This is a genomic window from Aliivibrio sp. 1S175 (assembly GCF_001690985.1).
In the GTDB taxonomy this organism is placed as follows: domain Bacteria; phylum Pseudomonadota; class Gammaproteobacteria; order Enterobacterales; family Vibrionaceae; genus Aliivibrio.
On the sequence record NZ_MAJS01000046.1, the window covers coordinates 88,202 to 102,354 of the forward strand.

The following is a 14,153-nucleotide window of genomic DNA, read 5'->3' on the forward strand; positions in this document are numbered from 1 at the left end:
TATCAATACAAGGATGTATATGAGCAGTAAAAGAATCGTCTATGGTTTTTTCGTTGTATGGATGAGCATAATGACATTTTCATCAACTGTATTTTCTGCGGATTTTGTGGGCAGTGATACGTGTGTTGGTTGCCATGAAGACGCGGTTGACGCATGGAAAGGGTCGGATCATGAAATGGCAATGAAACACGCAGATAAAGACAGCGTGTTTGGTGATTTTAATGACGCGATTTTTGAGTTTAAAGGAAAACCAAATCGCTTTTTTAAAAAAGGCGATGAATACTGGGTCAATATCGAAGGGCCTGATGGACAACTTCACGATTACAAAATTAGCTACACCTTTGGGTTCGAGCCATTGCAGCAATACATGGTGGAATTTGAAGATGGGCGTATTCAATTAATTCCATTCGCGTGGGATTCAAGAGAAAAGAAAGAGGGTGGCCAACGTTGGTATCACCTTTACCCGGATATGGAAAAAACCGATGAGTTTTATTGGACTAATACAGGCCAAAATTGGAACTTTATGTGCGCCGATTGCCATTCAACCGATGTAAAGAAGAATTACGACGCAAAAACAGATACCTATAACACGAGTTGGTTTGAAATTAATGTCGGTTGTGAAGCCTGTCATGGCCCGGCAAGTGAGCATATTGCATGGAGTGAAAACCAAGAGAAAACCACCAACCCCCATTATGGTTTTGAACGTGATTTAAGCAAATCAGTAAAAGAGTGGGTGTTTAAAGAAGGGCATACAACGCTTCAACCAAAAGAGATTACACAAACCGACCAAGTCGCGGTGTGCGCGCAATGCCATAGCCGTCGAGTTCAAATTAATGAAGATCAAGCACATGTAGAAGGATCTTTATTAGACAGTTATTTACCGAGCTTAATTACTTCTGATTTATACCATAACGATGGTCAGATTTACGATGAAGATTATGTATACGGTTCTTTCATGCAATCGAAAATGGCGAAAAAAGGCGTCACTTGTACTAATTGCCATAACCCGCATTCAACCAAATTAGATATTCCAGAGCAAGCCGTGTGTAGTCAATGTCACATTGCCTCAGAATATACACCAGAAAAACACACCTTCCATGAAGCCAATACAGAAGCATCACAATGTACGACGTGTCACATGCCAGAAACAACGTACATGGGCGTAGACGCAAGGCGAGATCACAGTTGGCAAATACCAAGACCCGATTTAAGTAAAAACATAGGCACACCTAATGTGTGTACTCAATGTCATGAAGAGAAAGACGATGTGTGGGCAGATAAAAAAGTCGGTGAATGGTTCCCTGATTCAGCCTATCGAAATCAGCAACATTTTGCGGTGGCATTTTATGCCTCGGACATTAATTATCGCGGAGCAGGAGATGCACTTTCATATACCGCGCAAGATGCGAAGCAATCTGGGATTATTCGTGGTTCTGCTTTGCAACGTTTAAGCGCGTTCCCAAGTAAGAATACCTTAGTGGCATTGGGACGAGCGGTAAAAAATGATGATGAATTAATTCGATTAGGCGCTATTCAAGGATCGGCAGGGTACCCATCTCATGATCGTTGGCAAATATTATCGCCGTTATTAACAGATAGTGTGTTAGGTATTCGTGCCGAAGCGGCGGGAGCATTAGCGGCGTACTGGCCGGAATGGAATCCATTGCAACGTGAGCAGTTATCTTCAGCTTTAAATGAATACATGAATGTTCAATTGTTTAATGCAGACAGAGGTTTTGGGCGTACCAATTTAGGTAATGTTTATCGTTCTCAAGGTCAACTTGAAAAGGCAGAAGAAGCCTATTTAGGGGCGATTAATGTAGAGCCGTACTTTGTGAACAGCTATGTAAATCTTGCGGATTTGTATCGTTCACAAGGCGATGAAATGAAAGGTCTTTCGTTGATGCAACAAGGGATCAAAGCACAACCTAAGTCTGGAGCATTACGCTACAGCGCAGGATTAGCACTATTGCGTTTAGGTAAAAAAGCAGAAGCAGCTAATTACTTTAAACAAGCAACTGAAACTGAAGCTCAAAATGCACAATATTGGTATGTGTACGGCTTATCACTTGAAGGTATTAATCTTAATCAAGGTGCGACTGCATTAGCAAAAGCCTTTAGTTTAAGCGGTAATCCTCAGCATTTATTTGCACAGTGTGATCAATTGTTAAAAGCCAAATCAGCACAAGCAAAACAATGTATTACCCAATTGGAGCAATATGCTCCTAAAAATGTGATCGAAGATCTTAAAAAACGGCTTTATTAATGAGCACTATAACCAATAGTTATGATGGATTTAACTAGAATATTTTATAGATAAAAAACCAGATAAGTGGACTTAAGGAGAAAACATGAATCAAACACAACAGGCCATTACTTCGCTCATTTCTCAAGTGGAGAAATCAGTGATTGGCCAATCCCATGTGGTTCGTTCACTTGTTATTGGGTTATTAACTCAAGGACACGTTTTATTAGAGGGCTTACCGGGAACGGCCAAAACGCGCTCGGTAAAATCACTGGCAGACAATTTACATACGTCGTTTGGGCGTATTCAGTTTACGCCCGATTTACTGCCATCCGATGTAACGGGTACAGAAGTGTACCAAGAACAAAATGGCAAACCTCAATTGCATTTTCAACCGGGTCCTATTTTTAACAGCATTGTATTAGCGGATGAAATTAACCGTGCGCCAGCCAAGGTTCAAGCTGCGTTGTTAGAAGCAATGGCAGAAGGCACCATTACCGTTGGCGATCAAACCCATACATTACCAGAATTGTTCATGGTGCTTGCGACACAGAACCCAGTAGAGCAAGAAGGGACCTATCCATTGCCTGAAGCGCAAATGGACCGATTCATCATGAAGGTGTCTGTTGATTACCCAGACGATGACGCTGAATTGGATATTATTCGCCTTGTGCGGGGGGAAGAGTCCGGCAATAAAACACATCAAGCAGAACCCTCAGAAGTAGAAGCATCAATTCAGTTAGATCCTTCAATTGTTATGCAAGCCAGATCTGAACTTTCGTCTGTCGAGGTTTCAGAGATCAGTGAGCGTTACATTGTTGCTTTAGTCATGGCAACGCGTAAACCTGAACGTTATCCCGACTCTAGTCTTTCTCGTTGGATAGAGGTAGGTTCAAGCCCCCGAGCATCGATTTCATTGGATAAGTGTGCTCGCGCCTATGCATGGTTACAAGGTCGAGATTTCGTAGAACCGGATGATATTCGAGCAATGGCTCACGCTGTATTAGGTCACCGTGTCACTTTGAGCTATGACGCATTAGCAGATGGTGTGACTCAGCAACAGGTGATTGACGAGTTGTTGGATCACGTTGTTATTGGGTAGGGCTTTTTATGAATAAAAAAAGCACAGATACACGCATACACAGTGAGTATAGCCAGCTAGTTAAACTTCAAGCTCAAGCGAGAGCGTTCAGTTTATTGCCGAATTTAAAATCAGGTACGGCGTTGTCTGGGCGTCATTCCTCTATTTTTCGTGGTCGTGGATTAAATTTTGAAGAGTTAAGACATTATCAACTCGGAGATGATATCCGTAATTTGGACTGGAAAGTCACAATGCGAACAGGCAAGCCACACGTACGGTCATATACCGAAGAAAAAGATCGTAATTTTATCGTGTGTGTTGATCAACGTAGCAGTATGTATTTTTCTTCGGTTGATACGATGAAATCAGTCGTTGCAGCAGAGCTTGCCGCGTTAACCGCTTGGCGAATATTACAAGACAGTGATCGCGTTGGTTTTGTTATTAATGCCACAGAAAAAATGCATTGGCTTAAACCTAAGCGATCTCAAAGTGATTTACTCCACCGATTGAAATTGTTAGCCAATATAAATCAATCGTTAGATGTGAGCAGTAAAGATGAAGAGGCGGTAAGTTTTTCTCAATTTGTAACCTTACTTGGGCGATTAAAACTCAAAGAAGCGACTATTATTATCTTTAGTGATTGGCATGGTGTAAGCGAAGGTGAAATAACGCACTTAAAGCACCTACAAAAACACAATGATGTATTAGGAGTGCTTATATCTGATCCTTTTGAATCTAATTTCCCTTCTCAAAACAGTGATTGGGTGGTGGGTGATGGCTCATATCAACTAAACTTGAGCGATACAAAGAAGTTTGATTTGGCCAATAAAGGGTTAAGTGAACATCAAGCACTTAAAAAAGATCAATTGATTCAGTTAATGGCAGCGAAAGGGCTTCCTATAATTGAAGCTGATACGTCCGGTCATCATATTGAGCAATTTAAACGCGCAATAGGAGGAAGACGATGAGTATTCATGAGCCACCAAGCAGTTATATGCTTCGTAAAATCAGTGAAGTGACGGTGCCTGATCATGTCAGTTGGTTTCCTCAGACGATTGGTTGGCAGATTTTAGCGTGTATATTAATGGCCTTTATTTCCTATAAAACAGTGTTGTGGGGAAAAGAATGGTGGGCAAATCGTTATCGTCGAGAGGCTCTTTCTTTAGTACTATCGATGCAAAAATCTAGTCTTAATGCAGAGAGTCAGAATTCGCAAATTACGCTTGATTTGTTTGAAGTAATGAAAGCGGTGGTGACCTATCTAAACCCCAAAAAAGCGAATGCTTTTGGACATGCATTTCTTATTGAATTAGATGATTTCTTACCTCAAGAACAAGCGGAATTTACTAATGAAATTGGACAGCATTGGATGCGTGCATTAGTCCAAAAACGCCATGCATTATCGACTCAAGAATTGAAGCAATTATTCGTTATGTCTGAACGTTGGTTGAGAGAGCATGATCGTATAATTAAAAAAGAAAAAGGGGACAATCATGCAGTTTAGTCAACTTGAATTGGCCAATCCGTATTGGTTATGGATATTGCCATTACCTATTATTATCTATTGGTTAATTCCAGCGTACCGAACTCGTCAATCTGCAATAAAAGTGCCTTTTTTCGACGTATTAGTGCAAGCTTTAGATGAAACGCCATCTGAGGGAGCAAGCGAACTGACTGCAAGTGTGTGGCAAAAGGCCTTTCTCGTTATTTCATGGTCTTTATTGATTTTGGCGTTAACGAAACCAACAATTCTAGGAGAACCTCAAACTCGTGAAAGGTTAGGTAGAGATGTCATGGTAGTGGTTGATCTATCAGGTTCGATGGCCGAGCCTGATTTTGTCTCAAAACATGCCTCGGGTAAAGAATCTGATGTTGGTGAAATAAAAAAAATATCCCGCTTAGAAGCCACAAAAGAAGTACTAGCTGATTTTGTCAAAACGAGAAAAGGTGACCGTTTAGGTTTGATATTATTTGGGGATGCTGCTTTTGTTCAAACGCCATTCACGGCTGACCAAAAAGTATGGTTAGAGTTATTGAATCAAACCGATGTTGCGATGGCAGGGCAAAGCACGCATTTGGGTGATGCTATTGGTCTTGCTATTAAAGTTTTCGAGGACAGCTCATCAGAAAATAAGGCACCAAAAGAGCATTCTGGAGATGAAAATTCAAAGAATAAAAAACGAGAAAAAGTGGCCATTGTGCTAACCGATGGCAATGATACTGGCAGTTATGTTGAACCCATTGATGCAGCCAAAGTCGCAGCCGCGAAAGATGTGAGGATTCATATGATAGCGATGGGCGATCCAAGAACTGTTGGAGAGCAAGCGTTAGATATGGACGTCATTAACCGAGTCGCAGAAGCATCGGGTGGAAAAGCCTTTCAAGCAATAAATAGAGACGAATTAGAGCAAGCCTATGAAGCGATTGGTGAATTAGAACCTCAATTGTATGAGAGCACAACGTATCGACCAAAAGAGTCAGTACATCAATATCCTGTGATGTTAATTGTTGCAATGTATTTATTGGCATTTGGTTTTGCAACCATTAAGCGTCACCTTAAATCGTCAACAGTAAAATCAACCAAACAATCTACTAACCAATCAGGAGAGAGAAATGTTTGATTCCCTGATGTGGCAACAAATCATCGTTCAGTTTCATTTTATTCGACCATTGTGGCTATTAGTTATGGTGCCATTTGGTCTGGTTATTTATCTGCGTTGGAAACAAGACTCAAAAAATGAATGGCAGAAAGCATTACCTAAGCATTTACGGTCAGCATTGACGATTAACGATGCCGGGTGGAAAAAACAATTGCCATTAAAATTGCTTGGTGTTGCCATGTTTGTGGCGATTATTGTGTGTGCAGGACCAACTTGGGAGCGTGAAGCGTCCCCTTTTGGTGAAGACAAAGCTGCGTTGCTTATCGTGTTAGATAACAGTCCATCTATGCTACAAAAAGATCTTGCACCAAATCGACTCGAGCGTTCAAAGCAAAAGATCCGAGACTTAACCGCATTGCGAAAAGGCGGGAAAACAGGTTTAGTGGTATTTTCTGGTTCAGCACATCTTGCGATGCCATTAACCAAAGATGATTCTGTATTCGCTCCCTTTCTAGCGGCTATTCAACCCGATATTATGCCTGTTGAAGGAAAAAGTGCAGAAACGGCGCTGCCTTTGATTTCGCCACAATTAGGTAAAGAAAATGTAGGTACCGTTTTGCTCATTACTGATGGAGTGAACCCAACTACGATTACCACTTATCAAGATTATTTTGCCGACAGTCGACACCAATTATTGGTATTAGCTGCGGGTAATGGGGATAGAGCCAGTGAAAATCCGATGGATTTATCATCATTAAAAACATTGGCAAGTAAGAGTAAGGGCAGCGTGGTAGAAGTTACGATTGATGATGCTGATATAAAAAGCATAAACAGCAAAATTGAACGTCACATGCAATTGAATAACGAATCAGCAATGCCATGGCGAGATATGGGGTATTTCTTATTATTTCCAGTGGCATTATTTATGTTGTCCTGGTTTAGAAAAGGCTGGTTAGTAAAGTGGTGTTTGGTTGCTTTGGTTGTATTTCCTAGTTTTTATTCACAACCCACTTATGCTGAAACCGTGAGTTTGAAAGCAAAAACAAATGAACCACTTAAAGAGGTGACTTTATGGGAAAAAACAACTCAGTTTTGGATGAACTTATGGTTTACGCCTGATCAACAAGGTCAATGGTACTTTAATCAATCGGAATATCTTGAGGCCGCGAAAGGATATAAAGACCCGCTTAAAAAAGGCATTGCGTATTACTATGCTGGTGAATACAAATTAGCTCACAGTACTTTTTTACAAGTGAAATCAGATTTGGGTTTGTTTAACGCGGCTAATTCTCTTGCTAGGCAGCGAGAATATGTTGCAGCGCGTGATGTATACCAGTTGCTGTTAAAAAGAGAACTTGATGATGAACTGAAAAAAAAGGTCGAAATTAACTTAGCAGTAATGCAAGGCATTGTTGATGAAGTCAATCGGATGAGTGAAAGCCAGAAAGGGACAACAGATGGCCCAGAAGAGTCTTTTGAACTAGGCGACGATAAGCCCAAAACGGGCGATGGTGCTGATGAAGAAGTTGATGCTTCAATGATGAAAGAAGAAAAACTAAATGCGAATGAGATCTTAGGAAGCCAAGAGTTAGCCGATAAATGGTTACGTCGTGTAGAGGCGGATCCTAAGTATTTTTTACGCGCAAAATTTCAATTACAATTGCGAGCTCAATCTTCTACAGAACAACCTAAGAAAGAAGAGGTGAAATAATGTCTCGAAACAATGATAACCGCAGAGGTATTCATCTTGTTATCTTCATGCTTGTGTTACTTATGACCGTGAGTTTCAGTTCTCGATCCGATGCAGCAGAAAAACTGACGAAAGCAGATCAAGTGACAATTAAGAGTTGGTTAAGTGATTCAAAAATCAATCAAAGTGGTGATAAAAAAACGCCAACGTATTCAATAAATCAGCAAGTTATCTTATATATAGAGGTGGTGACGCCTAGATGGTTTACCGGAGGGACTCGAATTGCTCCGATTGAAATTCCTAACGTGGTCGCAAAACAGCGTAACCAATTGGCCACTAACTTTACGGAAAGACGAAATGGAGTCACCTGGACTCATCAGCGATGGGAGGTGACATTATATCCGCAATCGGAAGGGACATTTGTTATTCCACCAACGGCAGTAAAAGTACAGGTTTCGCGTGAAGGTGTTGGTAATGTATCTGGTGTGCTTTATACCGATCCACAGAGGTTTAGTGCGATTACGCCTTCTGGGCTTTTGAGTGATGATATAGAATGGGTAGCAGGACGTAATTTCACGCTAGAGCAAGAGTGGGAAAGTTCGAACGAGGATCTAAAAGTTGGAGACGCTATCACTCGTACTGTCATTATCAAAGGTGCCGATACATTAGCAATGCTGATCCCTGAGCTAATTGAATTAAACTCAAATGATGGGTATCAAACTTACGCCCAACCGAATCAATTGAGAGATACGCAAACTCGAGGCGATTATTTATCAGAAAGAAAAGAATCGGTTGTGTACGTATTGCAAAATGGAGGAGAGGTAACGTTTCCTCCGATAACGCTTACTTGGTGGGACAACGAAACACAACAGTTGAAAAGCAGTAAATTAGAAGGAAATACTTTTGCTGTTACACATACCTTTAGTTCTTGGTTAACTCAATATTGGAAAGCATTAGTTATCGTTTTTGGGCTATGTTTTGTATTGATAGTACTGGTAGTTAACGTTGTGCGTTATTATCAAACTCATCCATTACCTGCTTGGTTTATTTATTCTAAAGCGGTGAAAAATCAACAATGGGGCAAAGTGAGAGTATTGCTTTACCGGTCATTGAGATCAAATTATCAAATAATGGAATTAAAGCAGTACAAGAAAACAACAGAATGGCAGCAGGATGTTAAAGAATTTCAGACCAATAATATAACCAAATCATTATCGACACGAGTATGGAAAGGGATGACTCAACCATTAACGCTATTTACTTTTATTTTAGCAAGGTTTAAACCAGATGATGTCTTTCCTAAATTAAAAAAGAAAAAAGAAAAATATAAGAAAAAGCAAGATAATCAACACAAAAGTAGCTAATTGTTGTTGTTTCAGGCTGTCAATTCTATACAGTAACGTTAAAAGCAATAAACCATGTTGGTGATAATGAAAAGTACAGAACTCAATTTAATTCCAATCTTTGTTGCTATTTATGAAGAAAAAAATCTGTCTAAAGCCGCGGCAAGGATGAGTATTAGTCAGCCCGCTGTAAGTAAAGCGTTAAAACGACTTCGTGAAATTTATGATGATCCACTTTTTTATCGAAATACATCAGGGGTAGAACCAACGGTGTTCTCCTCTGATATTTATCCTGCGATGTCAGCGGCGCTTAAAAACTTTACGTCAACGCTATCTGCATCGAGAGAGTTTGATCCAAAAACATCGAATCGTATTTTTTCTATTGCAGTCGTTTCTACAGTAAGTTATTCGCTTGTTCCGAAATTAGTTAAGCAAATAAGAACGGTTGCTCCTAATATTTCATTGGAAGTCCACCCTCAATTTACTGAAGATCTTGAGGCTGATTTACGCTTACAACGATACGACCTTGTGATTGATATGGCAATAAGGGGCCGTTCGCTCTTAAAATCAGAAGTCATTTATTCTGAAAAACTAAAAGTGGTGTGCGGTAAAAGTCACCCACGCATAGGTGATACGATTTCCCTTGAAGAGTTTTTAAAAGAAGAACACGTTGCGGCTTCTCGTTGGCATAGCCGTAGCAGCTTGCTTAATGCTGAAGATATAGGTGAATTGGATGCTCGTAATATTGTGATACGAGCCGCAGGGGCTTTTGAAATGATGCCAATTATCGCTTCAACGGAAATGATTGGTATTTTGCCACAATCATCGATTGATGATTTAGGGGCATATTATAACTTAAAGTCGATGGACCTTCCTTTTGGCCAGCATCAACATGATTTATGTTCTATTTGGCATCCAAGCAGAACGTCAGAAAGTGGACATCGTTGGTTACGTCAGCAGATTCAAAAGGCTGTGAAATCAGAACTTACTCTTAGTCCCTAGAATTAACTATATTTTGGGTAAAATACGAATAAAAAAGCAGCGTTAGATTTCTCTACGCTGCTTTTTTGTTGGTGCAAGTTTATACTTAATTGTCAAAAACTTCGGTTAAGATCTTTCCTGTTGCCCCACTTGGTTGAGTTATCCCTAAGATACTTGATAGGGTTGGCGCAATATCATATGGCGTTACTTCTCGACTGACTTTTTGGTCATCAATATTGTATCCTGCGAAAATGATCGGTACATAGGTATCATAACGCCATGGGGAACCATGAGTTGATGCGATAGTTAACCCATCCATATCATTGATAAAGTTACGAGGTTCATAAACCACATACACATCACCAGAGCGAAGCGGGTGGTAGTTGTTTTTCACCAATTGCATCGTGTGAGTCTTTGGAACTTGATTTTTATCTATGTCAGAACTTGTGACTGCATATGCAATCCCTTTAATTTTTAGCAGCTCTTTGGCAACGGTTTTTTGTACTTCTTCAAGGGAGGCTCCCTTTTTCTTAATTACGTCATGATTTAAGTAAATATAAGGCTGAGCGTATAAGCGTATCGCGTCTTCACCTAATCCAAACTCTGTTTTTAAACGGGTTAATAGTTGAGGAGAGATTAGTTTTTTCTGATCAAAGAGTGCAGGTTGCTGAGCGCCTAATGCATTGACTACCGCAGGTGCTTCGGGCGCACCGTGGTCGGCAGACAGTACAATCAGAGTGTTTTCTAACCCAACGTGCTCGTCGACATTTTTCAACAGCTTTGTAATGGTTTTATCCAACCTAATTAAGTTGTCTTCCGCTTCTAAACTTGTAGGGCCATACATGTGGATCACGTAATCATTTGCTGAAAAGCTGACGGCTAAATAATCAGTAAACTTTCCTTTTCCTAAGTTTTCTTTTTTAAGTAAGGTACTCGCAAAATTCTCAGTTAATTCATCACCCGCAGGGCTTAATGTCAGCATGGTACTGTAATATTTATAACTTGCAGGGCCGTATGGGTGAGGGAAAGTACGTTTAAAGCCCGCTAAATCGACTTTATAATCCGTGTTGCCTTCTTTTAAGGTGTATTTTTCAGGAGGAAGAGATAACTCCCAACGTTTCCCTGAATATTGATTAGGTAGCTTTTTTTCATTCCATGTGGTTACCCATTGAGGGTATTCGTCATAGTAGTAATTGCTGGTAACGAATTCTGATTCTGCTTTTGAAAACCAGAAGGCTTTGCCTGAATGCCCCCCAAGAGAAATAGCGCCTCTGTCTTTAACTGAAACCGAAAATATTTTTGATTCGCCGTTGCTTGAAATCGCAAGTTCATCGCTAAATGTGGTGGCTAAAATAGGATCAGGAGAGCGACCATCTTCTGTTGCAACTTTTTGTGTAGGGTCAATCTCGGTAGATTTATTTACCCCAGCCCCCGAAGTTAGCATGCTGTAATTGCCATCTTCAACGTTATATACCAAACGTTCTTTGTTTCGGTCGTACCACACGTTTCCTACCATGCCATGGACACTAGGCGGCGCTCCTGTTGCAAGTGATACGTGTCCGACAATGGTTTCCGTATTGCCATGTTGAAAATACGCATTGGTGTAATAAGTGCCATCGTCCATGAGATAGCGAAAACCACCATCCCCAAAGTTTGCTTTGTAGCGTTCGAGTAGATCGCCTCTGAGCGCATCAACCGTAATTTGTAATACGAGCTTTGGTTTGCTCTCGGCTGAGACTGAAGTCATTGGCACTATAAGCACGCCAGCTAACGTCATATAATGTAATGTTTTACTTTTCATTATTTGCTTCCTTGCTAAAGTTAAACGGGGTTATTTTATATCTTTTACTAAACGTAGGCCCATATCAGCCATAATGATGGATTGACTTGCAAAATCTCGGCGGTAATTTTCTGATTCGTTTGCATTATAAGAAAAACTACTACCACGCACCGATTTATGCGCTAAACCACTCGCTTCATTACGTGCATTGTTTGGATTGTCTTTTGGTGAATAACGATAAAAATTAGCATCATAAGCATCACTCACAAACTCACCAACATTTCCTGTCATGTCATATAAGCCTAGTTCATTGGGCTGTTTCATTCCAACGGGATGAGCTTGATTATTGGCATTTTGTGAATACCATGCGACATCATCAATGTTATTTGATCCACTGTAAGCATAACCTTTACTTTCATTCCCACCACGAGCAGCATATTCCCACTCAGCTTCAGTTGGTAAACGATACGTTTCACCTGTCATTTCATTTAGCTTTTCAATAAAGAAGTTTGCTTGTTGCCAACTTAAATTATTTACTGGGATATTTGGTGATTGGAAATAACTCATTGATGAGCCCATAACGGCTTCAAAAATTTCTTGGGTTACTTCAAATTTAGAAATGTAAAACCCATTAACCGTGACTGGGTGCGCTGGTTTTTCTGCTTTTTTAGCTTCAGGAGCATCAGACCCCATTACATATTCACCGGGGTCAACTCGCACCATATTGTTATCTATTTTTAAGGCGATGGGGTGAGGGGGGGTACTCGCGCATCCGACTAATGCGGAGCTAAGAATAATCGTGGTGAGTAATGTTTTTGTATTGCTTAAAAAAGACACTCTAAACATGATGTTCTCTACAGTAATGATTAAGTATTTATTATATAGTGAAAACACTTTCTAAAATGGAATAACGTATATAACTAATTCGTTTGTTCTTTTTGTTTATTATGAGGTTAGAACTTATCTTTGCCGCGTCTCTGGGTGGAGAAGCATTTGCTTAGTTAGTTCTTTTTTTGAATATATTTAAGTTATAGGAATCAATATGATTATTACTCAAGGTCCTCAATTTCAAGGTAAGGCATCAAAGCGATTGCATGTTATGGCAAAGCCAATTGGGGCTGTATGTAATATTGATTGCACTTATTGTTATTACTTGAGTAAAGAAGATTTACTTGAATATAAAAAAGGCTGTTCGCCGCAAATGGACGACGAAACTCTTGAAATCTATATTCGTCAATATATTGAAGGCCAGAATACACCGGAGATTATCTTTTCATGGCAAGGCGGAGAGCCGACTTTACTGGGGTTAGAATACTTTGAAAAAATTGTTCATTTTCAAAAAAAATACCAGCCTGATGGGATCGTAATTTCAAATGATTTGCAAACCAATGGTACGTTATTAACGGATAAATGGTGTGAGTTTTTAGCTGAGAATAATTTTCTCGTCGGTTTAAGTATTGATGGGCCTGAGTTATTACATAATGCATATCGTACAAATAAAGCCGGTCGCGGTACGTTTAATCAAGTAATGAAAGCGGTGGATTTATTACATAAGCATAACGTGAAATTTGCGACGTTAACCTGTGTAAATAACCTAACCAGTCGTAACCCTCTAGAAGTTTACCGATTCTTACGTGATGTAGTTAAATCGCCTCAAATGCAATTTATTCCTATCGTAGAGCAAAAAACATTCAGAACCGTTGCGCCACAAACAGAACAAATAACAGCGCAGTTACGTCAAGGCGACAAACGTTTAATTCCTGGTAATAAAGAATCCATTATGGAACCGTGGTGTGTATCAGACGAAGCGTGGGGTAATTTCTTAATTGCAGTGTTTGATGAATGGGCACAACATGATTTAGGTAAAGTGTTTGTTCAATACTTTGAAGCCAGTGTTGAAACGTGGATGGGGCGTAAAAATCCATTATGTACACTCGGTGAGATTTGTGGGAAAGGGTTAGCAATGGAACATAACGGTGATGTGTTTTCTTGTGACCATTATGTCTATCCTGAATATAAAATTGGCAACATTCATGAGCAAGAATTAGATGAACTGGCATACAGTAGAAAGCAGCAAGAATTTGGCTTTGCTAAAGCGAAAACCCTAACAACGCAATGTCAGAAGTGTGAATATAAATTTGCCTGCCATGGAGAGTGTCCTAAAAACCGTTTTATTAAAACTCGTGATGGCGAACCTGGCTTGAATTATTTATGTGCTGGTTGGTACAAATTCTTCGCTCATGCCGATAAATCCATTGCATACATTCTTAAAATGCTAGGTAACCCGGTGCAACAAGGAAAGTACAGCGATGCTAAGGTAATGGAAGCTCAGAGAGCCGCTATTTTTCCGACCAAATTTTAAAGTGTGCTCCTAAATAATGATTATTTATTACCAATCTAACAGGGCATCTAGTTAGGGTGCTTTAGCTACCT

At 40.0% G+C, this 14,153-nt stretch carries 11 protein-coding genes; 9 read left to right on the top strand and 2 right to left on the bottom strand.

Annotated elements, in window-relative coordinates:
* The first annotated feature begins 70 nt into the window (after nt 1–70).
* The 8 genes from A6E06_RS13315 to A6E06_RS13350 all read left to right on the top strand — a co-directional run bounded on the left by A6E06_RS13315 (nt 71) and on the right by A6E06_RS13350 (nt 9,961).
* A complete protein-coding gene (locus tag A6E06_RS13315; protein ID WP_255312096.1) occupies nt 71–2,266 on the top strand; it encodes a multiheme c-type cytochrome in 2,196 nt (731 codons plus the stop codon).
* A gap of 85 nt (nt 2,267–2,351) precedes the next feature.
* Nucleotides 2,352–3,347 carry a MoxR family ATPase gene (locus A6E06_RS13320; protein WP_065591247.1) on the top strand — a complete coding sequence of 332 codons (996 nt, stop codon included), beginning with the start codon at nt 2,352–2,354 and terminating at the stop codon, nt 3,345–3,347.
* Nucleotides 3,348–3,355: 8 nt separating this feature from the next.
* Nucleotides 3,356–4,294, top strand: coding sequence for a DUF58 domain-containing protein (locus tag A6E06_RS13325; RefSeq protein WP_065591246.1), 939 nt, complete (start codon nt 3,356–3,358; stop codon nt 4,292–4,294).
* Complete coding sequence (locus tag A6E06_RS13330) at nt 4,291–4,830, top strand: DUF4381 domain-containing protein (protein ID WP_065591245.1); 540 nt, start codon at nt 4,291–4,293, stop codon at nt 4,828–4,830. The genes A6E06_RS13325 and A6E06_RS13330 overlap by 4 nt, the downstream gene beginning before the upstream one ends.
* Nucleotides 4,820–5,947, top strand: a complete 1,128-nt coding sequence (locus A6E06_RS13335; protein ID WP_065591244.1) for a VWA domain-containing protein — start codon at nt 4,820–4,822, stop codon at nt 5,945–5,947. The genes A6E06_RS13330 and A6E06_RS13335 overlap by 11 nt, the downstream gene beginning before the upstream one ends.
* Complete coding sequence (locus A6E06_RS13340; RefSeq protein WP_065591243.1) at nt 5,940–7,637, top strand: VWA domain-containing protein; 1,698 nt, start codon at nt 5,940–5,942, stop codon at nt 7,635–7,637. The genes A6E06_RS13335 and A6E06_RS13340 overlap by 8 nt, the downstream gene beginning before the upstream one ends.
* A complete protein-coding gene (locus A6E06_RS13345) occupies nt 7,637–8,980 on the top strand; it encodes a BatD family protein (RefSeq protein WP_065591242.1) in 1,344 nt (447 codons plus the stop codon). Before A6E06_RS13340 ends, A6E06_RS13345 begins: the two co-directional genes overlap by 1 nt.
* A 66-nt stretch (nt 8,981–9,046) precedes the next feature.
* Nucleotides 9,047–9,961: a LysR family transcriptional regulator gene (locus tag A6E06_RS13350; protein WP_083190338.1), complete on the top strand. Its 915-nt coding sequence runs from the start codon at nt 9,047–9,049 to the stop codon at nt 9,959–9,961.
* An 85-nt stretch (nt 9,962–10,046) separates the two neighbouring features.
* Here A6E06_RS13350 and A6E06_RS13355 read toward each other — a convergent pair whose 3' ends face one another.
* Together A6E06_RS13355 and A6E06_RS13360 are read right to left on the bottom strand one after the other, a co-directional pair.
* Nucleotides 10,047–11,741: an alkaline phosphatase family protein gene (locus A6E06_RS13355; protein ID WP_065591241.1), complete on the bottom strand. Its 1,695-nt coding sequence runs from the start codon at nt 11,739–11,741 to the stop codon at nt 10,047–10,049.
* Nucleotides 11,742–11,771: 30 nt separating this feature from the next.
* Nucleotides 11,772–12,557 (bottom strand): SUMF1/EgtB/PvdO family nonheme iron enzyme, encoded by a 786-nt coding sequence (locus A6E06_RS13360; RefSeq protein ID WP_255310619.1) that lies wholly within the window; start codon nt 12,555–12,557, stop codon nt 11,772–11,774.
* A 205-nt stretch (nt 12,558–12,762) separates the two neighbouring features.
* Here A6E06_RS13360 and A6E06_RS13365 point away from each other — a divergent pair, with 205 nt between their 5' ends.
* Nucleotides 12,763–14,082: an anaerobic sulfatase maturase gene (locus tag A6E06_RS13365; protein WP_065591239.1), complete on the top strand. Its 1,320-nt coding sequence runs from the start codon at nt 12,763–12,765 to the stop codon at nt 14,080–14,082.
* Nucleotides 14,083–14,153: the final 71 nt, after the last annotated feature.